Genomic DNA, 22,126 nt, shown 5'->3' on the forward strand with positions numbered 1-22,126 from the left:
TCTGCGACGGTGCGCGGCTCACATCCGGAAGATGCCGAAGCCGCCGCGGGCCCCGGCCACCGGCGCGGTGTGGATGGCGGACAGGCAGACGCCGAGGACGGTGCGGGTATCGCGCGGGTCGATGACGCCGTCGTCGTAGAGGCGGCCCGAGAGGAACATCGGCAGCGACTCGCTCTCGATCTGCTGCTCGACCATGGCCCGCAGTCCGGCGTCCGCCTCCTCGTCGAACTCCTTGCCCTTGGCCGCGGCCGACTCGCGCATCACGATCGAGAGCACGCCCGCGAGCTGCTGCGGGCCCATGACCGCGGACTTGGCGCTGGGCCAGGCGAACAGGAAGCGCGGGTCGTAGGCGCGGCCGCACATGCCGTAGTGGCCGGCGCCGTAGCTGGCGCCCAGCAGCACCGACAGGTGCGGCACCTTCGAGTTGGAGACGGCGTTGATCATCATCGAGCCGTGTTTGACGATGCCGCCCTGCTCGTACTCCGTGCCGACCATGTAGCCGGTGGTGTTGTGCAGGAACAGCAGCGGGATGTCGCGCTGGTTGGCCAACTGGATGAACTGGGTGGCCTTCTGCGACTCCTCGCTGAAGAGCACGCCCTGCGCGTTGGCGAGGATGCCGACCGGGTAGCCGTGCAGCCGGGCCCAGCCGGTCACCAGGCTCGGCCCGTACAGCGGTTTGACCTCGTCGAACTCCGAGCCGTCCACGATCCGGGCGATCACCTCGCGCGGATCGAACGGCACCTTCAGCTCACCGGGCACCACCCCCAGCAGCTCCTCGGGGTCGTACAGCGGCTCCCGCACGCCGGCCGGGTCCGGGTCGGGGTGCGCCTTGCGCCAGTTGAGCCGGGCGACGACGCGGCGGGCGCGGCGCAGCGCGTCGGGTTCGTCGAGCGCGTAGTGGTCGGCCAGCCCGGAGGTGCGGGCGTGCATGTCGGCGCCGCCCAGCTCCTCGTCGTCGGCCTCCTCGCCGGTGGCCATCTTCACCAGCGGCGGCCCGCCGAGGAACACCTTGGCGCGGTCCTTGACCATGATGACGTGGTCCGACATGCCCGGGATGTAGGCGCCGCCCGCCGTCGAGTTGCCGAACACCACGGCGATGGTGGGGATGCCGGCCTCCGAGAGCCGGGTGAGGTCCCGGAAGAGCGCGCCCCCGGGGATGAAGATCTCCTTCTGGCTGGGCAGGTCGGCGCCGCCGCTCTCCACCAGGCTGATGCAGGGCAGCCGGTTGGCGTAGGCGATCTCGTTGGCCCGCAGCGCCTTCTTCATCGTCCACGGGTTGCTGGCACCGCCCCGGACGGTGGGGTCGTTCGCGGTGATCAGGCACTCGACGCCCTCGACGACGCCGATCCCGGCCACCAGCGAGGCGCCGGTGGTGTAGTCGCTGCCCCACGCGGCGAGCGGCGACAGCTCCAGGAACGGGGTGTCCGGGTCGAGGAGCAGCTCGATCCGCTCGCGGGCCGGGAGTTTGCCGCGTTCGCGGTGCCGCGTCAGATACTTCTCGCCGCCGCCCGCGAGCGCCGCGGCCTGCTCGGTGTCGAGTTCGGCCAGTTTGCCGAGCATCGCGGCGCGGTTGTCGGCGTACTCCGGTGACGCGGTGTCCAGGGCGCTGCGGAGGGCGGCCGGGCCGGGCGGTCCCGCGGGGCCGGTGCCGGAAGCGGGGCCGGTGCCGGACGCGGGGCCGGACGCGGTGACCGGGTCGGTGCTCGTCGCTGGGCTCATGGGAGGAATACCTCCGGGATGTCGAGGTGGCGGGCCCGCAGCCATTCGCCGAGCGCCTTGGCCTGCGGGTCGAACCGGTGCTGGGAGGCCACTCCGTCGCCGAGGATGCCGTCGATCACGAAGTTGAGCGCCGCGAGGTTGCGGAACTCATGCCGGGTGACAGGCAGGTCCCGCACCTCGGGCAGGAGCACGCGCAGCCGGTCGGTGGTCAGGGTCTCGCGCAGCCACATGTAGAGGTCCGGGTCGGCGTCGTACGCCCACACGCCGATGTTGGCACTCCCGCCCTTGTCGCCGCTGCGGGCCCCGGCGACCAGGCCGAGCGGGGCCCGGCGGGTGGTCGGGGCGCCGGTCGGGGGCGCTTCCGACGGCGATCCGGGCTGCGACGCGTCGTCCGGCGACCCGGTCGGCGGCCGCCGGGGAACGGCGGCGGGGAAGGAGACGTCCAGCCGCGTGCCGTCCGGCAGCACGGCCACGTGCGGTACCGACCCCGCGTCCGCGTACGCCGCCTCGAACACGCCGTACGGCGCTCCGCGCGCGGGCGGGGCCGTCACATGGAAGCCGGGGTAGCTCGCCAGCGCCAGCTCGACGGCCGGACCGGAGACGGCACGGCCGACCGCGCTCTCCTCCGGGTCCCGCACCACCAGCCGCAGCAGCGCGCTGGCCTCCTCCTCGGCCGCGGCGTCGGCCCGGTCGGTGCGGGCGAGGCTCCAGTCCACCTGGGCCGGGCGCCGTGTCCCGGGGCGGGAGAGGGCGGTCTCCATCTGTTCGCGCACCAGGTCCGCCTTGGCGGGCACGTCGAGCCCGGTCAGTACGAAGGTGACCTCGTTGCGGTAGCCGCCGAGCCGGGTGAGGCCGACCTTGAGGCGGTCCGGGCGGGGTTCGCCGCGGATTCCCTCGATCCGTACCCGGTCGGTGCCCGCCTGGCCGAGCCGCACGGAGTCCAGGCGGGCGGTCACGTCGGGGCCCGGGTAGCGCGGCCCCGCGGTCTCGTAGAGCAGTTGCGCGGTGACGGTGCCGACGGTGACCGCGCCGCCGGTCCCGGGATGCTTGGTGATCACCGCGGAGCCGTCCTCGGCGAGTTCCGCGAGCGGGAAACCGGGGTGGCGCGCGTCGATTCCGTCCCGGGCGAAGAAGGCGTAGTTGCCGCCGGTCGCCTGCGTCCCGCACTCCAGTACATGCCCGGCGACGACGGCTCCGGCGAGCCGGTCCCAGTCGTCGTCGGCCCAGCCGAAGTGCGCCGCGGCGCAGCCGCTGACCAGCGAGGCGTCAGCCACCCGCCCGGTGACGACGACGTCGGCACCGGCCCGCAGGCAGGCGCTGATCCCGGCACCGCCCAGGTAGGCGTTGGCCGTCAGCACGCCCTCGCCCCAGTCGCGGTCGGCGAGCAGGTCGTCGCCCTCCACGTGGGCGACCCGCGCGGGCACGCCGACGCGTTCGCTCAACTCCCGTACCGCGTCGGCGAGGCCCGCCGGGTTGAGGCCGCCCGCGTTGGTGACGAGGGTGACGCCGCGGTCCCTGGCCAGGCCCAGTCCGGTCTCCAGCTGCCGCAGGAACGTCCTGGCGTAGCCGCGCGCGGGATCCTTGAGCCGGTCCCGGCCGAGGATGAGCATGGTGAGTTCGGCGAGATAGTCGCCGGTGAGGATGTCCAGGGGGCCGCCGGTCAGCATCTCGGTGAGCGCGTCGGCGCGGTCGCCGTAGAAGCCGGAGGCGTTCCCGATCCGCAGCGGCTCGCGCGAGGCGGGCTCCGGTGCTGTCATGCCTCTCCCTCCCGTACCTCCCGTACCGCGAAGCCGCCTGGCGCCCGCCCGGCCCCGGGTGGTCCCGCGAACGCCTGCGCGATGCCCAGCCAGCGTTCGGCCTCGGCGCCCTCGGCCCGCAGACCGGTGTCGTCGCGGTGCACCCGCTGGGTGGCCAGCAGGCAGAAGTCCAGGGCGCTGCCGGTCACCCGCTGCGCCGCGTCCTCCGGGCCGTGGGCCCACACCTCGCCGCCGGGTCCGGTCACCTCGACCCGGAACGGCTCGGCGGGCGGCCGGAGTCCGTGCGCGGCATAACCGAAGTCGCGGGCGCGCACCCCGATGCGGACGATGTGCCGCAACCGGGCGGTCGGCTCGCGGGCGGCACCGAGCGCGTCGGCGACGTCGGTGCCGTGCGCCCAGGTCTCCATGAGCCGCGCGGTCGCCATGCTCGCCGCGCTCATCGACGTCCCGAACCAGGGCAGCCGCGTCCCGGGCGGCTGCGTGGCCGGCACCGCGGCCAGCGCTTCGGCCAGCGCGGTACGTCCGGTCCGCCAGCGGGCGAGGAGTTCGCCGGGCGGCACCCTGGCGCCCTCGGCCGCGGAGTCGTCGATGAAGGTGGCCGCCGCGTCGGGGCGTGCCGCCATCTCCTCGACCCGGCGCCGGAAGGCGGCGGGGTCGGTCGCGGCGAGCAGCGCCTGCTCGTCCGTCCAGGCCAGGTGGGCGATCTGGTGGGCCACCGTCCAGCCGTCAGCCGGTGTCGCCGCCGTCCAGCGTTCCGGGGGCAGGTCCGCGACCAGCCGGTCCGCCTCCGCGCTCTCGGCGCGCAGGTCCGCCAGTACTTCGCCGAGCACGTCCGTCGCTGAGGCCACAGCCCCGCCCTCCCTCCACGGCGCGGCCCGCCGGGGGTCGCGCCGCCCCGCGGACGCGCCGATCGCCGTCCGTGGCACCGAGACTGACAGCCGGACCAAAAACAAGCAAGCGTGCTTGCATGACTTCTTTCCGGTGACCCGCAGCTCCCCTCGGGTAGCTCCTCGAGCGGACATCCGCGGCTGACGGCCGCACGGCGCAGCGCCGCGCCGAGACGTCCGGCAGACCGGAAGAGAGGGCGACCGTGGTGGCCACCGACAGCTCCCGACGCACGCACCGCACCATGCCGCTGCACCGCCTGGACGTCCCCGCGCCGCGCCGACTCCCCTTCGCCATCGGCACGTTCGACTCGATCGGCCCGCTCTCCCGCGCCGCCTACCCGCACCGGCACACCTTCCACGAGATCGCCTACGTCACCGGCGGCAGCGGCGCCCACGTCATCGACCTGCGGCGGTGGACACTGCGTCCACCGCACCTGTGCTTCATCGCGCCGGGCCAGTCGCACCACTGGCAGCAGCACGAGCAGGTGCAGGGCTGCGTGGTCCTCTTCGACGAGGCGTTCCTGCTCGCCCACCCCGGCGACCGCGCCCTGTTACGCCGGCTGAGCGCACACCCCTCCCTCCCGCTGTCCCCGCCCGCGGCAGCCCGCGTGGAGGAACTGCTGGCCGGCATGCGGACCGAGTACGGCCAAGGGCAGCCCGGCATGCGCACCGTCCTCCAGGCATACCTGCACATCCTGCTCGTCCAGGCCGACCGCCTACCGGCCCAGGAGCACCCCGGAGGCGCACCGGACGGCGAAGCCGCCTGCTCCCGGCCCGCGGCCGTCGCCGGGCAGTTCGTCCGGCTGCTGGAGCGCCCGGAGGCCGCCGCAGCGCGCACGGTCGCGGCCTGCGCCGCGCAACTCGGCGTCTCCGTCGGCTATCTGACCACCGCCGTCCGCGCGGGCACCGGGCGGACGCCCGGAGAGCTCATCCGGCACGCCCACGTGCTGGAGGCCAAGCGGCTGCTGGCCGGGACGGCCATGACCGTGCGCCAGGTGGCGCACGAGGTGGGCTTCGCCGACCCCGCCTACTTCTGCCGCTTCTTCCGCCGCGAGACCGGTGCCAGCCCGGGCGAGTTCCGGCGCGAGAACCACGGAATGCCGGACGGCGACGAAAACACCACGCTCCGGTAGTTCCGTCCATCGACCCCGCCGCACGCCGCCCGTAGCGTCGTCCCCACTCGGCCGAACCCGGCCGGACGCGTCCGTCCCCCGCACTTCCCCCCATCCAGGAGAGCGAGGAACCGACCATGTCCCACTCGGACGACGACCAGCCCGAACCGGCCCGCCGCCGCGGAGTGAGCCGCAAGAGCGTGCTGCGCGCCGCGATGGCGGCCGGGCCCGCCGCGGTACTGGTGGGCGGCGCGGCCGCCAGCACCCCGGCACTCGCCCGCGAACGGCGCGGGTCCGCTGAGCGCCTGGAGCCGACCCCCTCCTGCGACGACGGCGACGACCCGACACCTCCGCAGACCGAAGGCCCGTACTTCAAGCCCTACTCCCCCGAGCGGGACTCGCTCGTGCCGCCGGGCACCCCGGGAACCCCGCTGGTCGTCAGCGGCTACGTCTTCGGACGGAGCTGCGCCCCGCTGGCGCACGTGCTGCTCGACTGGTGGCAGGCCGACCCGAACGGTGCCTACGACAACAAGGGGTACCGGTTCCGGGGCCACCAGTACACCGACGCACAGGGCGCCTTCCGGCTGACCACCCTGCGGCCCGGCCTGTACCCGGGGCGCACCCGGCATCTGCACGTCAAGGTGCAGGCGCCCTACCGGCCGGTGCTCACCACCCAGCTCTACTTCCCCGGTGAGCCGCGCAACGGCACGGACGCGATCTTCGACTCCCGGCTGCTGATGGACGTCCGGACCGAAGGCGGCGGACTGGCGGGCTCGTTCGACTTCGTGGTGAACGCCTAGCCCGGCGGGCTCGCATGGTCCGGTGGGGCCGGGGGCCGCCGCCCCCGGCCCCACCGCGACCTCACTCCCCGGCGGCCGGGCCCTCGGTCGCGTCCGCCGCCGCGCCGGCCGTCGGCCCCGCCGTCAGGCCCTCGGCCAGCACCTCCGCCAGGTGCCGGCTGCGGAAGCCGCCCAGCTGGTCCATCTGGGTGCGGCAGGAGTAGCCGTCGGCGAGGATCTCGGTGCCCGGCTCGGCGGCGCGCAGGGCCGGGAGGAGCTGGTCCTCGGCGCAGGCAGCGGACACCTCGTAGTGGCCCTTCTCGAAGCCGAAGTTGCCGGCCAGTCCGCAGCAGCCGCCGCTGAGGTCGCCGGCCAGGCCGGCCCGGTCCCGCAGCCGCCGCTCGGCGGCGTCGCCGATGACGGCGTGCTGGTGGCAGTGGGTCTGCCCGGCGACCGGCCGGTCGATCCGGGGCGGTTCCCAGTCCGGTGCCTGCTCCTCCAGGGTCTGCGCGAACGTGCGGACGGCTTCCGCCAGCCGCTTCGCGCGGGGGTCGTCGCCCAGCAGCTCGGGGACGTCCGTCTGCAGCGCCGCCGCGCACGGCGGCTCCAGGACGGCCACCGGCAGGCCCGCGTCCAGAGCCGGTTCCATGACGTCCAGGGTGCGCCGCATCACCGCGCGGGCCCGGTCGAGCTGGCCCGTGGAGACGTAGGTGAGGCCGCAGCACACCTGCTTGGGCGGCACCACCGGACGCAGCCCGGCGTCCTGGAAGACCTGCACGGCGGCCGAGCCGGCCTCGGGCGAGAGGTAGTTGGTGAAGGTGTCCGGCCACAGCACGACCGGCTTGCCGCCGTCGACGGCGCGGCCGGGCTGCTTGCGCCACCAGTGGGTGAAGGGCGTGCGGGGCAGCGCCGGGATGTCCCGCTCCGGGGCCAGCCCGCCCAGCCGCTTGGCGAGGGCGGCCAGCGGCGGCACCTTGGCGCCCGCGTTCAGCAGCGGCACGGTGCGGGTGGCGGCGGCCAGCCGCAGCCAGCGCGGCAGCCAGCCCATCGAGTAGTGCGCCATCGGCCGGCGCTTGCCCGGAGTGCCGGACGCGGCGTCGCCCTCGTAGTAGTGGTGCATGAACTCGGCCTTGTAGGTGGCCATGTCGACGCCCACCGGGCAGTCGCTGCGGCAGCCCTTGCACGACAGGCACAGGTCGAGCGCGTCGTGCACCTCCTCGGACTGCCAGCCGTCGGTGACGACCTCCCCGGCGAGCATCTCGTGCAGCAGCCGGGCCCGTCCGCGGGTGGAGTGCTTCTCCTCGCCGGTCGCGCGGAAGGACGGGCACATCACGCTCGCCCCGGCCGACTCGTTCCGGCACTTGGCGACGCCCACGCAGCGACGGACGGCGGCGGAGAAGTCACCGCCGTCGTGCGGATAGCCGAACTCCACGTCGACGGGCTTGCGCGGGAGCGGCGCGAACCGCAGGTTGGCGTCCAGCGGGTCGGGCCGTACGAGGACGCCCGGGTTGAGGCCGTCCGCGGGGTCCCACAGGTCCTTGAACCGGCCGAAGAGGCCGACCATCTCCTCGCCGTACATCCGGGTCAGCAGCTCGGCGCGGGCCAGGCCGTCGCCGTGCTCGCCGGAGAGCGAGCCGCCGTGCGCCACGACGACGTCGGCGAGCGCGGTGGAGAAGTCCCGGAACTTCGCGATGCCCGCCTCGCCCAGCAGATCGAAGTCGATCCGCACATGGATGCAGCCGTCCCCGAAGTGCCCGTAGGGCAGCCCGCGCAGCCCGTACTCGCCCAGCAGCTTGCGGAAGTCCCGCAGATACGCGCCGAGCCGGGCCGGGGGGACGGCGCAGTCCTCCCAGCCGGGCCACGCCTCGGACCCGTCGGGCATCCGGGTCGCGGTGCCGGAGGCGTCCTCGCGCACCCGCCACAGCGCGCGCTGCCCGGCCGGTTCGGTGACCAGCGTGTAATCGGTGGTGCCCTCGCGCGCCGCGCGGCACAGCTGTTCGGCGTTGGCCCGGGCCTGTGCCGCGTCGTCGCCGCCGACCTCCACGAACAGCCAGGCGCCGCCCCTGGGCAGCGAGGCCCGCGCCGCTTCGCCCACCAGGTCGTTGGCCATCCCCTCGACGGTCAGCGGACCGTAGGGCAGCAGCCCGGCGGCGGCCTCGGCCGCGGCGGACTCGTCCGCGTAGCCGAGCACCGCCAGCACCCGTGCGCCGGGGGTCGGCACCAGCTTGACGGTGGCCCGGGTGAGCACGCCCAGGGTGCCCTCGCTGCCGGTGAAGGCGCGCGCCCAGTCCTCGCCCTTCTCGGGCAGCAGTTCGTCGAGCGCGTAGCCGGAGATCCGGCGCGGGAGTTCGGGGAACCCGGTGCGCAGCCGGGCCAGTTCGCCCTGGACCAGGGAAGAGGCTCCGGCGCGCAGCCGCTCGGGAACCCCGGAGCCGCCCCGCGCCAGCCGGGCCCGCTCGCCGCCGTAGGTGAGGACCTCCAGCTCGTGCACGTTGTCGGCGGTGGTGCCCCAGGCGACCGAGTGGGAGCCGCACGAGTTGTTGCCGATCATCCCGCCGAGTGTGCAGCGCGCGTGCGTCGAGGGGTCGGGGCCGAAGGTGAGCCCGTGTGCTCCGGCGGCCCCGCGCAGATCGTCCAGGATGACGCCGGGGCGTACGACGGCGGTGCGGGCCTCCGGATCGAGGTGCTCGATGGTGCGTTGGTGCCGGGTGAAGTCCAGCACGACGCCGAGTCCGGTCGCCTGCCCGGCGATGGAGGTGCCCGCGCCGCGCGCCACCACGGGCACGCCCTGCTCGCGGCAGACGGCCAGCACGGCCGCCACGTCGTCGTCGTCCTTCGGCGCCACCACGCCCAGCGGCACCCGCCGGTAGTTGGAGGCGTCCATCGTCATGAGTGCTCTGTCCTGGGCGCCGAACTCCACCTCACCGCCGCGCACCGCGGCGCGCAGCGCCCGCTCCAGCTCCTGTGCGTCTGCCCTACGTGCGTCTCCCATGGGCACAGCGTGCACGCTGGAGCCCGCCCCGCGCTGCCCTTGCGGGATCTTTCGTGTCTGTGGTCCGCGTCACTCTGCACCGTCCCCGCCGAAACGGGTCCCACCTGCGGAAAGACCGGTTCTTGTCAGCCCGCCGATCTGGCCGAGTGGCGACTGCGGAGCTGTCCACCCCGGCCATTGAAGAGCGGCCGGGAAGCGGTGGATACCGCACCGTGGGGGACTCGCCCCCCGCACGGTGCGGTGTGCCGTCCCTCGTTCGGATCGGGCCTCGTACGGGTCGGGCCTCATCCCTCGTACGGGTCGGGTGCGGTGAAGGTCTCCAGCACCCGGGGCGGCGCGGCCTGCTTCCAGGAGTCGACGACGATGTCCCGCAGCTCCGCCATGTCCTCCAGGGCCGCCAGCCGGGCCCGCACCCAGTTCGAGCCCGCCTCGTGCGGCGGCACCCAGAACTTCTCCGGCTCGGCCGCGATCAGCTCGCCGCGCTCCAGCTTCGGGCAGCGCACCGCGAAGGAGGACTCGTCGTCGGGCATGGTCAGGAACATCTTCCCCGCCACCCGGAAGGTCGGCATGGACCACGCCTCGACCTCCTTGCTCTCGGGCAGCGCGAGCGCGAGGCGGCGCACATCGTCGGGACCGGGTCTGTGACCTGCTGTCATACGCCCAGCTTATGGGCCCGAGCCCGGTCCGCACCGGCCCTGTGCCGATCCGCCGCCCGTCTCAGGCGCTGGACGGCTGCCGATGCGGTCTGGACGGCGGCACTAGGCTGACCCTCGTGGCTGATCTCCAGATTCCCGCTGACCTCAAGCCCGCCGACGGCCGTTTCGGCTCGGGCCCCAGCAAGGTGCGTCCGGAGGCGCTCAGCGCCCTGGCTGCGACCGGTACCTCGCTCATGGGCACCTCACACCGGCAGGCGCCCGTCAAAAACCTGGTCGGGCAGGTACGTGACGGCGTACGGAACCTCTTCTCGCTGCCGGAGGGGTACGAGGTCGTACTCGGCAACGGCGGCTCCACCGCCTTCTGGGACGTGGCGACCCACGGCCTGATCGAGAACAGGTCCCAGCACCTGTCGTTCGGCGAGTTCTCCTCCAAGTTCGCGAAGGCCGCCGGGCAGGCGCCCTGGCTCGGCGAGCCCAGCGTCATCCAGAGCGACCCGGGCACCCACCCCGAGGCCCGCGGTGAGCAGGGCGTGGACTCCTACGCGCTGACCCACAACGAGACCTCCACGGGCGTGGCCATGCCGCTGCGCCGGGTGCCGGGCGCCGACGACGGTGCGCTGGTGCTGGTGGACGCCACCTCCGGCGCCGGCGGCCTGCCGGTCGACATCACCGAGACGGACGTCTACTACTTCGCGCCGCAGAAGTCCTTCGCGGCCGACGGAGGGCTGTGGATCGCGGTCTTCTCGCCCGCCGCCGTCGCGCGCGCGGAGCGGATCGCGGCCTCGGACCGGCACATCCCGGCCTTCTTCGACCTGCAGACGGCGATCGACAACTCGCGCAAGAACCAGACGTACAACACTCCGGCGCTGGCCACGCTCTTCCTGCTCGGCGAGCAGTTGGACTGGCTCAACGGGCAGGGCGGCCTGGAGTGGGCCGTCTCCCGCACCGCCGACTCCTCGGCGCGGCTCTACAACTGGGCGGAGAAGGCGTCCTACGCGACGCCCTTCGTCACCGACCCGGACCAGCGCTCCCAGGTCGTGGGCACCATCGACTTCGCGGACAGCGTGGACGCCGCCGAGGTGGCCAAGGTGCTGCGGGCCAACGGCATCGTGGACACCGAGCCGTACCGGAAGCTGGGGCGCAACCAGCTGCGCGTCGCCATGTTCCCGGCGGTGGAGCCGGCCGACGTGGAAGCGCTGACCGCGTGCGTCGACTGGGTGATCGAGCGCCTCTGACGGCCTCGGGGCACCGGAGCGCCGGACGGGCTACGCGGTAGCCCGTCCGGCGTTCGCGTGCGGCCGCGGCGCATCCCCGCGCCCGCGATCGGGTACGGGATGCCGCATGAGCACTCCCAGCACCGGTTTTCAGCTGTTCGCCCGGGAACGGCGGGTACGGCTGACGACCTACGAGAGGGAAGGCACGCCTTTCGGGCACAGCGCGCAGATCGCCGTCGAGGGGGATCGCGCGTATGTGCGCACGCACGCCAGGGCTCGGCAGCGGGAGCACATCGAGCGCTACCCGGAAGTGGAGCTGGCCGCCGCCACCCTGACCGGCACCCCCGCCGGGGCGCCGATGAAGGCCCGGGTGCGGGAGCTGCGGGACAGCGAGGCGCGGCACGCCGCGGTCCAGCTCGCCCGCAGACACCCGCTCACCCAGGGTTTCCTGGTGCCGCTCGGCTACCGGCTGATGTTCGACCGGCCGGTCCACTACGAGCTGCGGCTGGTCGGCGAGTAGCCGCGCAGCTGCCGGGCGTCGGCCACCCGCAGGGGTGGGCCGTTCGCCTGCCGGGGTTCGTCCGCCGGGTGCTGCCCGTCATCTGCCGAGGCGCTGGAACCTGCGGACGGCCAGCGGCAGGAAGACGGTCGTCAGCGCCAGCGGCCACACCACCGCCATCAGCTCCGCGTGCTCCTCGATCCAGCTTCCTCCGGTGGGCAGCGGGTTGCCGTACAGCTCGCGGACGGCGTTCGCGGTGGCCGAGACGGGGTTCCACATGGCGACCGTGCCCAGCCAGTCCGGCATGGCGGAGGGCGGGGTGAAGACGCTGGAGACCATGCCGAAGGGGAAGGCGACGGCGAACAGGTTGCCCGCCGACTCCTGGTTCCTGGCGAGCAGGCCGAGCAGCACACCGATCCAGATGAGTGAGAAGCGCAGCAGGAGCAGCAGCGCGAACGCCCAGAGCGTACTGAGCAGCCCGCCGTCCGAACGCCAGCCGATGACCAGCGCGATCGCCGCCATCACGGCCAGGTCGAGCGCCGCGTGCAGGACGTCGGAGACCCCGCGCCCGGTCACCACGGCGGAGGGCGCCATCGGCATGGAGCGGAAGCGGTCGGTGACACCGCGCTCCTTGTCCACGACGACGGCCATCGCCGTGTTCATGAAGCCGAACGCCATGGTCATGGCGAACATCCCCGGCATGGCGTAATCCTTGTAGTCCACTCCCTCGCCGACATCCATCGCACTGCCGAAGACATAGACGAACAGCAGCACGGAGACGAGGGGGAAGCCGAGCTGCCAGACGATGATGGACGGCTGCTTCGTCAGGTGGGTCAGGTCGCGGCGGACGATCGTCCAGCAGTCGGCCACCGCCCAGTACAGCCGCCGCCCGGCGTTCTGCCGCTCCGCGGGCGGCGCGACGACACTCATACGGCGGCCTCCAGGTACTCCGCGCTCTCCCGCTGCTCGCCGCCGGATCTGCCGGTCAGGGCGAGGAAGACCTCGTCCAGCGTGGGCCGGCGCAGGCCGATGTCGGCCACCACCACGCCCTCGTCGTGCAGGCCGCGCGCCACCTCGGTGAGCGCGGGGACCCCCGCCGAGACGGGTGCGTGGACGCGTAGTTCGGCGGTGTCGCTCTCCGGCTCGGCACCTCGCAGCGCGACGCGGGCGACGGCGGCGGTCACGACGGGCAGATCACGGGCCTCGGCGGCGACGACCTCGATGCGGTCGCCACCGATGGCCCGCTTGAGTCCGGCCGGGGTGTCCTCGGTGACGTTGCGGCCCCGGTCGATGACGGCGATCCGGTCGGAGAGCTTGTCGGCCTCGTCCAGGTAGTGGGTCGTCAGGACGACGGTGGTGCCCTGCCGGGTCAGGCCGCGCACCGCGTCCCACACCTCGCTGCGCCCGCGCGGGTCGAGTCCGGTGGTCGGCTCGTCCAGGAAGAGCACCTCCGGGGCGAGGATCATGCTGGAGGCCAGGTCGAGGCGGCGGCGCATCCCGCCGCTGAAGCCCTGCGGCTGCTGGTCCGCCGCCTCGGTGAGCCCGAACCGGTCGAGCAGTTCGGCCGCCCGGCGCCGGGCGTGTGCCGCGCCGAGGTGGAAGAGGCGGCCGAACATCTCCAGGTTCTGCCGCGCCGTGATGATCTGGTCGACGGCGGCGTGCTGTCCGGTGAGACCGATCCTGCGGCGCACGGCACGGGGGTCGCGGCGCACGTCGTAGCCGCCGACGGTGGCGCGACCGCCGTCGAGCCGGACGAGGGTGGACAGGGCGCGTACGGCGGTGGTCTTGCCGGCCCCGTTCGGTCCCAGCAGTCCGAAGACGGTGCCGCGCGGTACGGCCAGATCGAGGCCGTCGAGCGCGTGTCCGTCGGCTTTGTCGCCGTACGTCTTGCGGAGTCCCTCGGCCACGACGGAGTACTGGTCCGGTGATGGTGCGGACATACATCCCCTCCTTTGAATCTGGGTACGACGTACTCAGATGAAACAGCGTACAGCCTACGCAGATACCGGCAAGGGGATTTCCTACGATGGCCCGACCATGACGAGCAACCACCCGAGCACGGACTCCGCGGACCCCGGTCCCGACGGCCTCACCCGGCTCGTCCGCAGCCTCGACCTGCTGTGGGGCCGGACGGGACGGCACCGCCCCGCGCGCGGCCCCAAGCCCGGGCTGACCCTCGCGCAGATCGTGACCGCCGCCGTCGGCCTCGCCGACCGCGAGGGCCTGACCGCCCTCTCCATGCGCCGCGTCGCCACCGAACTGAGCGTCGGCACCATGTCCCTGTACCGCTACGTGCCGGGCAAGGACGAGCTCATCGCCCTGATGTGCGACCAGGTCGCCCTACCGCCGGGCGACCTGGAGCAGTGGCGCGGCAAGAACTGGCGCGAGACGCTGGAACTGATCACCGAGGCGTCGTGGGAGCTCTACACCACCCACACCTGGCTGCTCCAGGTCAACCAGGCCCGCCCGGTCCTGGGCCCCCACTCCATGGCCAACCTCGACTTCGCCCTGGGAACGCTGGAGGACCTCCCCCTCACCGGCCAGGAGAAGATGACCATCCTGATCGCCCTCGACAATCTCGTCATGGGCGCCGCCCGCTCCCTCGTCCTGTACCAGCAGGCGGCCCAGCAATCGGGCGTCACCGACGAGGAGTTCTGGCGCACTCAAGAGCCCTACATCGTGCGCGGCATGGAAGAGGGCGGCCTCTCCCACATGGCCGCCCTCCCCGACGACGCCTTCTCCGCCGACCCGGCCGACAGCACCCGCTTCGCCGTCCGCGCCCTCCTGGACGGCCTCCAGCACCTGCTGGAGCAGCGCGGCACCTGACCGGCCGCTCGCACTCCGCCGGACGGCCCCACCCTGACGAACGTCAGTACGGCAGAAGGCGGGTGGTCTGTCACGATCACTCGCCGGGGTCGCCGAACGCCGCGTCCGGCCACGGCCCGGTGCGTCGGCCCCACCGCAACACAGGACGTCTCAAGGGGAATGACATGCCCAGGAACCTGCGCCGAATCGCAACGCTGGCCGCAGGAACGACACTTGCCGCCGCGAGTGCCCTCGCTCTCGCCGCACCCGCACAGGCCGCGCCCGTCACACCGGCGCCGGGCCTGGAGTGCGAGACGAGCATCCAGCACGACATCAAGTACGGCTTCGCGAACTGCACTGACGTGACCGGCGGCCACGTCTGGCGCGTACACGTGATCTGCGGGTGGGCGCCCGACCAGTACACCGAGTGGCTGGCGACCGGGATCGGCAGCAGGGTCGGCGCCGGCCGCGAGTGCCCCGCGTACAGCAGCGGAGTCGGCGGCGTGGAGATCCAGCTCCAGTGACGTCCGCACCCGCGCCCGGCCGGGCGCGGGTGCCGCCACCCCGCCGCCGGGGCGTCAGTCGCGGCGGCGGGTGAAGAGGCGGCGCAGACCGAACCAGATGATCAGCGCCGCGACGAAGGTGCCGGCGCCCAGCGCCAGGTTCCGGTCGTCGTCCGCCGAGGAGTCCCCGCCGCCGCCCTTCCCGTCGGACGCGGAGTCCGCCGAGTCGTCCTCGCGCGCGGCGGGCGGCACCGCCTCGCCCTCCAGGCGTGCGGGCTCGACGCCGCTGTTCGTGCCCTCGGAGCCGTACATCAGTGTCCGTCCGTCGTCCGCGAAGGTCACCGACTCGCCCTGGCGCTGCAGCGGCACCGGAACGGAACCGATTTTCTCCGGCTTGCCGTTCCGCCAGGTGTAGCCGTAGGCGCTGAAGTAGCCGCGCAGCACCAGCCGGGTGCCGTCCGGGGAGAAGGCGCCGTCCGTCGCCTCGAAGTCGATCTTCGCCACCCGCGAGAAGGTGTTCACGCCGTCCGGATCCAGCTTCTTCGGTCCGGCATAGACGCCGCCCTTGCCCTTCGCGCTCTTGCTCGCGATGTAGACGCGCCCCGTCTCGGGATGCACCATCAGCGACTCCGCGTTCCGCGCGCCGCCGTCGTAGCGGACGGTGTAGCGGGTGGGGGTCACCGTCACCTCCCGGCGCAGTTCCTTCGGTTCGGGGAACCGGTAGATCCACACCTCGGGCCAGGTGCCGTCCAGGTTGTCGCCGATGTCGCCGACGTAGAGGTCGCCGTCCGGGCCGAGGGAGATCGCCTCGACGTCCCTGGGGTCGATGCCCTGGAGCGTCACGCGGCAGACGGTCTTGCCGGTGGAGCTGTCGACCGCGTACACGTACGGGCCGTCGTCGGAGTCGTTGTGGGTCCAGTAGACGCCCTTGTGGTCACGGCTGGCCGCGAGGCCGCTGGACTCGGTGATGCGGGAGTCGCGGATGGTGAAGCCCTCCGGCCCGTCCGCGGCGGCGGCACCCGGGGACGCCGCCATCGCGCCCAGCACCACGGCGACCGCCGCCCCGACCCCGACCCCACGCATACGCACAGACATGGCACCCAGTGTCCAGCATCACGGTGCGGGGCGAGTCGGCATCCCGGAGGATATGCGGATGCGCGTTCTCTTCGTCGGCGACTCCATGACGATCGGCGCGCCCGGCGCCCACACCTGGCGCTTCCGGATGTGGCAGCACCTGACCCGCACCGTCCCCGAAGGCGGCTGGTCGATCGTCGGTCCCCGTTCGGCACTGCACGGTGGCGGCGACGCCTACGCCGATCCGCGCTTCCCGCCGGACGCGCGGGCCCATCTCGCGGACTGGGGTGCGGGGTGGCTGCACATGGCGCCCGTCGTGGAGGAGGCGGTCGCGGCCCACGACGCGGACACGCTGCTGGTCTCGCTCGGGCTGATAGACCTCGGGTTCTACACGAATCCGGAGCAGACGCTGGAGAACGTCGAGCTGTTCCTGACCCGGGCGCGCACCGCGAACCCCGCGCTGCGCGCGGTGCTGCTGCCGATCCTGCCCAACGTCCGCGCTGTGACCGACGCCGGATTCGCCGCCGCCTGTACGCAGTTCAACACGCTGCTGGCCAAAGCGGTGGCGGAGCGGTCGGAGCCGCGGTCGCCGCTGCTGCTGGCCTCGGCACCGGAGGACTGGTCCCCGCGGCGGGACACCTACGACGGCACTCATCCCTCGGCCGAGGGCGAGCACCGGATGGCCGCCGCCTTCGCCGGGGCGCTGCACCAGGCGTGGGACGTGGGCGGGCCGTATCGCGCCGGAGCGCGGTGAAGCCCGGCGGCCGGAGCGGACGGACCGCGCGAGAGCGGACCGCCGGGGGCGGGCGCCGCGCGCGCATGGGGCCGCGGCACGCCGCGGCACCGGCGCATGCAAGCCAAGATCCGTCAAGTACGGTCAAGCACGGCCAAGTGCGGCAATATCCAGCCAGCTGCCGTAAATTTCGCGTCGGAACCTCCCACGGGCCGACGCGCAGGACGCCAACAGGGGGACCCCTGGGCCAGACTGGCCCCTTGTGTGCCGCGAACACCCCGAGTGCGATGGTTTGGACCACTCACGGGGCGCTCGCGGCATCCCCCGACTAATGCACGCGAGCGCGCACTAAGTAATGGAACAGTAATCGGAATCCCAGCCTCGACGCAACGCGGACCCATGACTCCCCCACAACCGCAGGAATCCGACCGGCCGCCTGAGCACCCACGGCCGCACGGTGCCACCCGCCCCGGCGGGCGCACAGCGCGCACCCGCGCGGCCGTACTCGCCGCGGCCTGGGACGAGTTGGACACCCAGGACCTCGCCTCGCTCACCATCGAGCGGATCGCCCAGCGCTCAGGCGTGCACGCCGCCACGATCCGGCGGCGCTGGCGGACGGTGGAGGGTGTCATCAGCGACCTGCTGAGCCGGAGCGGCGGGACGATCCCGGTGCCCGACACCGGCAGCCTGCGCCAGGACCTGCACGCCCTGGCACGCTCCCTCGCCGACTTCTACGCGCAGCAGCGCAACCAGCGGCTGATCGAGGCCGTCGTGACGGCCGCGACCCGCGATCCGGGCGCCGACAAGGTGCTGCAGACCGTCCTCGGAGGCCGCGTCCGGCACGTCGCCTCCCTGGTGGACCGCGCCGCCGAGCGCGGCGAGGTCGCGCCCGACACGGACGGCTTCGAGGTCATCGCCGCGCTCGGCGCGCCCTTCTACTACCGGCTGCTGATGCTCCGCCGCCCCGTCGACGCGAACCTGGCCCGCACCGCCGCCGAGACCGCCTACCTCGCGGCGGCCGAGGGCGTCTTCCGTACCGGCGCCGGGGCGGACGAGGAGCCCGAAAGCGGGTAGTCGGCCGTGTACGCCTTGCTTCGAGTGCGCTCCAAGTGCCTAGCGTGTCGGCATGGAGTACACGCAGCTCGGACGCACCGGACTGAAGGTCGGCAGGCTCGTTCTCGGCACCATGAACTTCGGGCCGCAGACGGACGAGGCCGACAGCCACGCGATCATGGACGCTGCCCTGGCGGCAGGCGTCAACCTTTTCGACACGGCGAACGTCTACGGCTGGGGCGAGAACAAGGGCCGCACCGAGGAGATCGTCGGGAGCTGGTTCGCCAAGGGCGGCGGCCGCCGTGACAAGACCGTGCTGGCCACCAAGGGCTTCGCCAACATGGCGCCCGACGGCGAGGCGCCCTGGCCCAACCACGACAAGCTCTCCGCGCTGAACATCCGCCGCTCGGTGGAGGCCAGTCTGCGCCGGCTGGGCACCGACCACATCGACCTGTACCAGTTCCACCACGTCGACCGGGCGACGCCGTGGGACGAGATCTGGCAGGCCATGGACGTCCTGGTGCAGCAGGGCAAGGTGCTCTACGTGGGTTCCAGCAACCACGCGGGCTGGCACCTGGCACAGGCCAACGAGACCGCCGCCCGGCGCGGCTGTCTCGGGCTGGTCAGCGAGCAGTGCCTCTACAACCTCGCCGAGCGGCGCGCCGAGATGGAGGTCGTCCCGGCCGCGGAGTCCTACGGGCTCGGCGTCATCCCCTGGTCCCCGCTGCACGGCGGACTGCTGGGCGGCGCGCTGCGCAAGGAACGGGAGGGCGGCGGCAGCGGGCGTACCGCCTCCGGGCGCGCGGCCACCATGCTGGCCGACCCGGCGGTCCGCGCGCAGCTGGAGGCGTACGAGAACCTCGTCGCCGAGCACGGGCTGGAACCCGGCGAGGTCGCGCTCGCCTGGCTGCTGTCCCGGCCGGGCGTCACCGGCCCCATCGTGGGGCCCCGCACCGCCGAGCAGCTCGACTCCGCGCTCCGCGCCGTCGAGCTGCGGCTGGGTGACGAACTGCTCGGGGCACTGGACGAGGTCTTCCCGGGACCGGGCCCCTCACCGGAAGCCTTCGCCTGGTAGCCCGGCCGCGGGCGAGGGTCAGCGACCGCCCAGGGCCGAGGCCAGGACGACGACGAGGAAGAGCACCACCAGCACACCCGTCACGATGCGCATTCTGGTCTTGGCGTTCATGCCCACCACGGTAGCCCGGGCCCGGAGCGGCTTCGTCACGGGCCCAGTGGCCAGCGCTCCACCGGCTCGTAGCGGGGCTGCTCGCCCGGTACCGCGCTCCTCGGCGGCACGCTGTGCACCAACAGCAGTTCCCCGGCGCTCCAGCCGGAGCCCTGGAAAGGCCCGAGCGCGTCCGCGTACGGGCGCAGATCCACCCCGGAGGCGCCGCGGCCCCGGCCCCTGGCGCGGGCCAGCGTGAGGTGCGGGTGGAAGGAGGGGTGCTCGGCCGGAGCCAGGCCCGCGCGGCGGCCCGCCGCGGTGGTCGCCGCGGCGAGCTTCCGCAGCGCTTCGCGGTCGGACCGCTCCTGCCGGAGCCCGGCCCACAGCGCGCGGTCGCCGAAGTGTCCCCCGCCGGCGAGCCGCATCGGGACGGGCCCCCGCGCCCGGTGCGCCGCCCGGCCCAGGCGGACGGTGAGGTCCGCCCTGGTCCGCTCGTCCACCTCACCGTAGAAGCTCAGCGTGAAGTGCCAGCTCTCGGGCTGCGTCCAGCGCAGCGCTTCCGCGCCCGGCAGCTCCTTGAGGGCCGCTACCGCCCGGGCCAGCTCCCCCACCGCCTCCGGGGGCGGCCACACGGCTGCGAACAGTCTCATGGGGGCAGCCTGCCATGGTGGCGCTGCGCCGTCCGCCGGGTGGTGTGTGCTGCCGCGGTCCGGCGCGCACCACCGGCTACGCGGCCTCCGTCACCGCTTCGCCCCGCTCGCGGCGGACGAACCGCAGGGGCGGCTGCCCCCGCCGGAGGCTCACCGCCGGGCGCAGTCCGGCGAGGCGGCCCAGCACGAGGGCGACCGCGATCGCCGCCGCGGCCGAGATGAGGCCGCCCGCGAGGAATCCGGTGCGAGGGCCCCAGGTGTCGGTGATCCAGCCCATGATCGGGCCGCCGATGGGGGTGCCGCCCACGAACACCATCATGAACAGGCTCATCACCCGGCCGCGCATCGCCGGGTCGGAGGCGAGCTGGACGCTGGAGTTGGCGGTGACGTTGAAGGTCAGCCCGGCGAGCCCGATCGGCGCCATGAGCGCGGCGAACAGCCAGTACGAGGGCGACAGCGCGGCGGCGAGTTCCAGTACGCCGAAGGCCAGTGCGGCACCGGCCATCAGCCGCATCCGCGACTGCCCGCGCCGGGCGGCCAGCAGCGCTCCGGCCACCGAGCCGACCGCCATCAGGAAGTTGAGGGTGCCGTAGGTGCCGGCTCCCGCGTCGAACACGTCGCTGGTGAAGGCGGTGAGCCAGATGGGGAAGTTGAATCCGAAGGTCCCGATGAAGCCGACCAGCACGATCGGCCACAGCAGTTCCGGATGGCCGCCCACGTAGCGCAGGCCCTCGCGCAACTGGCCCTTGCCGCGCTGCACCCGCTTACCGGTGTGGAGTTCGGCGCCGCGCATCAGCAGCAGCCCGAGCAGCGGGGCGCCGAAGGACAGTCCGTTGATCAGGAAGGCCCAGCCGCCGCCGACCGCGGAGATCAGCACTCCCGCGACGGCCGGGCCGACGAGCCGGGCGCTCTGGAAGTTCGCGGAGTTGAGCGAGACGGCGTTGCGTATCTGGCTGGGGCCGACCATCTCCGAGACGAACGTCTGCCGGGTGGGGTTGTCCACGACGGTGACCAGACCGAGCGCGAAGGCGAGCACGTAGACGTGCATGACCTGCACGTTCCCGCTGAGGGTGAGTGCTGCCAGCACCAGGCCGATGACGCCCATCGTGAACTGGGTGACGGACAGCAGCCGGCGCTTGGAGCAGCGGTCGGCGAGGACGCCGCCGTACAGTCCGAACAGCAGCATGGGCAGGAACTGCAGGGCCGTGGTGATGCCGACGGCGGTGGAGGAGCCGGTGAGGCTGTGCACCAGCCAGTCCTGCGCGATGCGCTGCATCCAGGTGCCGGTGTTGGAGACGACCTGGCCCATCGCGAAGAGCCGGTAGTTGCGGATCCGCAGCGAGCTGAACATCGAGGGCTTCACGGGGGCGCCGGGCGCGGGCACGCCGGGTGCCGCGGCGGATGCCGGGACGCCGGGCGAGGACGCGGATGCGGCGGCGGGCGAGGACGCGGCGGGCGCGGTGTCCTGGTCTCGGGCGGGGGCCAAGTCCGGGCCTCGGGCGTCGCGGGGCTGCTGCGGGGTGGTGTGGTCGGCTGCGGATGGTGCGGGTGCGGAGTCTGCTCCGTGGCCCGTACTCAAAGCGGCGTCGCCTCCTGTTCTGGGTCGTGCTCCTTACAGATGTGCCAGCTTCTCCAGCACCGGCGCGGCGGCGCGCAGCGTCGCCCGGTCCTCCTCGTCCAGCTCCTGGACGAGCTCGGTCAGCCAGGCGTTCCGTTTGGCGCGGGCGGCGGCGAGCATGGATTCGGCCTGCTCGGTCTGGGTGACCACCTTCTGCCGCCGGTCCTCGGGGTGCGCGTCCAGCCGGACCAGGCCCTTGGCCTCCAGCATCGCGACGATGCGGGTCATCGACGGCGGCTGCACATGCTCCTTGCGGGCCAGCTCGCTGGGGGTGGCGGAGCCGCAGCGGGCGAGGGTGCCGAGCACGGACATCTCCGTGGGGCTCAGTGACTCGTCCACGCGCTGGTGCTTGAGCCGCCGGGAGAGCCGCATCACCGCGGCGCGGAGTGCGTTGACGGCTTCCTTGTCGAGCTCGGCGAGGTCCTGTTCGCCCTCGTCGGGCGACGCGGGCCGGTCCGGCCCGGCGAGCTGGTCGACCGCGCCCGGTGGGGGCCCGTCCGCGTAGCGCGGGGCGGGGAGCTGTTCCGACATGGTCCTTAGCTTAACTCATTACCCGCCCTAAAGACCAAGGGGTTTACCCGCAGTGGCTCACACGTACGAGTGAGTCAACACACGTTCGCCGGACAGCGAGGCGGGTCGGTTCGCGACCGTTGTCGTATGAGCAGCCTGACTCCGCCGTGCGACAGCGACCACCACGAGCAGCCCGACTCCCAGGTTCTCAGCCTGCGGATAGAGGCCGCCCTCTTCGAGCGGCTCAACGAGCATGCCGCGAAACGCGGAATGAGCGTCCAGGACTATGTGGTCCGGACGCTCGTCCGCGACGACTTCGACGAGCGCTTCAAGGCATCCGTCGAACGGACCGAGCAGTTCTACGGCCCCTCGCCCCAGGGCAGCAGGGGCCTCGCCTGAG

At 73.1% G+C, this 22,126-nt stretch carries 20 protein-coding genes and 1 pseudogene; 10 read left to right on the top strand and 11 right to left on the bottom strand.

The window, feature by feature from the left end; translation table 11 throughout:
• Nucleotides 1-18 precede the first annotated feature (18 nt).
• Genes P2424_RS13225 through P2424_RS13235 form a run of 3 tightly spaced genes read right to left on the bottom strand, consistent with a single transcriptional unit; the run spans nucleotide 19 to nucleotide 4,324 of the window.
• Nucleotides 19-1,719 carry a carboxyl transferase domain-containing protein gene (locus P2424_RS13225; RefSeq protein WP_276475950.1) on the bottom strand — a complete coding sequence of 567 codons (1,701 nt, stop codon included), beginning with the start codon at nucleotides 1,717-1,719 and terminating at the stop codon, nucleotides 19-21.
• On the bottom strand, nucleotides 1,716-3,476 hold the full coding sequence (locus P2424_RS13230; RefSeq protein WP_276475951.1) for an acyclic terpene utilization AtuA family protein: 1,761 nt from the start codon (nucleotides 3,474-3,476) through the stop codon (nucleotides 1,716-1,718). The genes P2424_RS13225 and P2424_RS13230 overlap by 4 nt, the downstream gene beginning before the upstream one ends.
• A complete protein-coding gene (locus P2424_RS13235; RefSeq protein ID WP_276475952.1) occupies nucleotides 3,473-4,324 on the bottom strand; it encodes a TIGR03084 family metal-binding protein in 852 nt (283 codons plus the stop codon). The genes P2424_RS13230 and P2424_RS13235 overlap by 4 nt, the downstream gene beginning before the upstream one ends.
• Before the next feature lie 281 nt (nucleotides 4,325-4,605).
• Here P2424_RS13235 and P2424_RS13240 point away from each other — a divergent pair, with 281 nt between their 5' ends.
• Both P2424_RS13240 and P2424_RS13245 read left to right on the top strand, forming a co-directional pair.
• Nucleotides 4,606-5,496 (top strand): helix-turn-helix domain-containing protein, encoded by an 891-nt coding sequence (locus tag P2424_RS13240; protein WP_276475953.1) that lies wholly within the window; start codon nucleotides 4,606-4,608, stop codon nucleotides 5,494-5,496.
• 116 nt (nucleotides 5,497-5,612) lie between these two features.
• A pseudogene (locus P2424_RS13245) lies at nucleotides 5,613-6,269 on the top strand (dioxygenase); the annotation flags it as partial.
• Between the two features lie 67 nt (nucleotides 6,270-6,336).
• On the opposite strand, the gene P2424_RS13250 reads toward P2424_RS13245, so the two are convergent.
• Both P2424_RS13250 and P2424_RS13255 read right to left on the bottom strand, forming a co-directional pair.
• On the bottom strand, nucleotides 6,337-9,246 hold the full coding sequence (locus P2424_RS13250) for an FAD-binding and (Fe-S)-binding domain-containing protein (RefSeq protein WP_276475954.1): 2,910 nt from the start codon (nucleotides 9,244-9,246) through the stop codon (nucleotides 6,337-6,339).
• A 284-nt stretch (nucleotides 9,247-9,530) separates the two neighbouring features.
• Nucleotides 9,531-9,902 carry an MmcQ/YjbR family DNA-binding protein gene (locus P2424_RS13255; RefSeq protein ID WP_276475955.1) on the bottom strand — a complete coding sequence of 124 codons (372 nt, stop codon included), beginning with the start codon at nucleotides 9,900-9,902 and terminating at the stop codon, nucleotides 9,531-9,533.
• A gap of 116 nt (nucleotides 9,903-10,018) precedes the next feature.
• Here P2424_RS13255 and serC point away from each other — a divergent pair, with 116 nt between their 5' ends.
• Nucleotides 10,019-11,137: a phosphoserine transaminase gene (gene serC, locus P2424_RS13260; protein WP_276475956.1), complete on the top strand. Its 1,119-nt coding sequence runs from the start codon at nucleotides 10,019-10,021 to the stop codon at nucleotides 11,135-11,137.
• 106 nt (nucleotides 11,138-11,243) lie between these two features.
• The gene (locus tag P2424_RS13265) at nucleotides 11,244-11,636 is read left to right on the top strand and encodes a hypothetical protein (RefSeq protein ID WP_276475957.1); all 393 of its coding nucleotides are present in this window, start codon (nucleotides 11,244-11,246) and stop codon (nucleotides 11,634-11,636) included.
• 78 nt (nucleotides 11,637-11,714) lie between these two features.
• On the opposite strand, the gene P2424_RS13270 is transcribed toward P2424_RS13265, so the two are convergent.
• Together P2424_RS13270 and P2424_RS13275 are read right to left on the bottom strand one after the other, a co-directional pair.
• On the bottom strand, nucleotides 11,715-12,545 hold the full coding sequence (locus P2424_RS13270) for an ABC transporter permease (RefSeq protein WP_276475958.1): 831 nt from the start codon (nucleotides 12,543-12,545) through the stop codon (nucleotides 11,715-11,717).
• Nucleotides 12,542-13,555 carry an ATP-binding cassette domain-containing protein gene (locus P2424_RS13275; RefSeq protein ID WP_276475959.1) on the bottom strand — a complete coding sequence of 338 codons (1,014 nt, stop codon included), beginning with the start codon at nucleotides 13,553-13,555 and terminating at the stop codon, nucleotides 12,542-12,544. Before P2424_RS13275 ends, P2424_RS13270 begins: the two co-directional genes overlap by 4 nt.
• A 97-nt stretch (nucleotides 13,556-13,652) precedes the next feature.
• Here P2424_RS13275 and P2424_RS13280 point away from each other — a divergent pair, with 97 nt between their 5' ends.
• Together P2424_RS13280 and P2424_RS13285 are read left to right on the top strand one after the other, a co-directional pair.
• Nucleotides 13,653-14,441 carry a TetR/AcrR family transcriptional regulator gene (locus P2424_RS13280; protein WP_276475960.1) on the top strand — a complete coding sequence of 263 codons (789 nt, stop codon included), beginning with the start codon at nucleotides 13,653-13,655 and terminating at the stop codon, nucleotides 14,439-14,441.
• Nucleotides 14,442-14,605: 164 nt separating this feature from the next.
• A complete protein-coding gene (locus tag P2424_RS13285; RefSeq protein ID WP_276475961.1) occupies nucleotides 14,606-14,944 on the top strand; it encodes a hypothetical protein in 339 nt (112 codons plus the stop codon).
• Nucleotides 14,945-14,998: 54 nt separating this feature from the next.
• Here the strand turns inward: P2424_RS13285 and P2424_RS13290 are convergent, their stop codons facing one another.
• Nucleotides 14,999-16,018, bottom strand: coding sequence for a hypothetical protein (locus P2424_RS13290; RefSeq protein ID WP_276475962.1), 1,020 nt, complete (start codon nucleotides 16,016-16,018; stop codon nucleotides 14,999-15,001).
• 58 nt (nucleotides 16,019-16,076) lie between these two features.
• On the opposite strand from P2424_RS13290, the gene P2424_RS13295 reads away from it, so the two are divergent.
• The 3 genes from P2424_RS13295 (at nucleotide 16,077) to P2424_RS13305 (ending at nucleotide 18,858) form a co-directional block, all read left to right on the top strand.
• The gene (locus tag P2424_RS13295) at nucleotides 16,077-16,751 is read left to right on the top strand and encodes a GDSL-type esterase/lipase family protein (RefSeq protein WP_276475963.1); all 675 of its coding nucleotides are present in this window, start codon (nucleotides 16,077-16,079) and stop codon (nucleotides 16,749-16,751) included.
• A 378-nt stretch (nucleotides 16,752-17,129) separates the two neighbouring features.
• A complete protein-coding gene (locus tag P2424_RS13300; protein WP_276475964.1) occupies nucleotides 17,130-17,804 on the top strand; it encodes a TetR-like C-terminal domain-containing protein in 675 nt (224 codons plus the stop codon).
• Nucleotides 17,805-17,856: 52 nt separating this feature from the next.
• The gene (locus P2424_RS13305; protein WP_276475965.1) at nucleotides 17,857-18,858 is read left to right on the top strand and encodes an aldo/keto reductase; all 1,002 of its coding nucleotides are present in this window, start codon (nucleotides 17,857-17,859) and stop codon (nucleotides 18,856-18,858) included.
• A gap of 146 nt (nucleotides 18,859-19,004) precedes the next feature.
• Here the strand turns inward: P2424_RS13305 and thpR are convergent, their stop codons facing one another.
• The 3 genes from thpR to P2424_RS13320 all read right to left on the bottom strand — a co-directional run bounded on the left by thpR (nucleotide 19,005) and on the right by P2424_RS13320 (nucleotide 21,588).
• Nucleotides 19,005-19,598 (bottom strand): RNA 2',3'-cyclic phosphodiesterase, encoded by a 594-nt coding sequence (gene thpR, locus P2424_RS13310; protein WP_276475966.1) that lies wholly within the window; start codon nucleotides 19,596-19,598, stop codon nucleotides 19,005-19,007.
• Between the two features lie 76 nt (nucleotides 19,599-19,674).
• Nucleotides 19,675-21,177, bottom strand: a complete 1,503-nt coding sequence (locus tag P2424_RS13315) for an MFS transporter (RefSeq protein ID WP_276475967.1) — start codon at nucleotides 21,175-21,177, stop codon at nucleotides 19,675-19,677.
• A 33-nt stretch (nucleotides 21,178-21,210) separates the two neighbouring features.
• Nucleotides 21,211-21,588: a MarR family transcriptional regulator gene (locus P2424_RS13320; RefSeq protein WP_051019546.1), complete on the bottom strand. Its 378-nt coding sequence runs from the start codon at nucleotides 21,586-21,588 to the stop codon at nucleotides 21,211-21,213.
• A 285-nt stretch (nucleotides 21,589-21,873) separates the two neighbouring features.
• Here P2424_RS13320 and P2424_RS13325 point away from each other — a divergent pair, with 285 nt between their 5' ends.
• On the top strand, nucleotides 21,874-22,125 hold the full coding sequence (locus P2424_RS13325; protein WP_276475968.1) for a hypothetical protein: 252 nt from the start codon (nucleotides 21,874-21,876) through the stop codon (nucleotides 22,123-22,125).
• The last annotated feature ends 1 nt before the right edge of the window (nucleotide 22,126 follow it).

It is taken from the genome of Streptomyces sp. WMMB303 (assembly GCF_029351045.1).
In the GTDB taxonomy this organism is placed as follows: Bacteria; Actinomycetota; Actinomycetes; order Streptomycetales; family Streptomycetaceae; genus Streptomyces.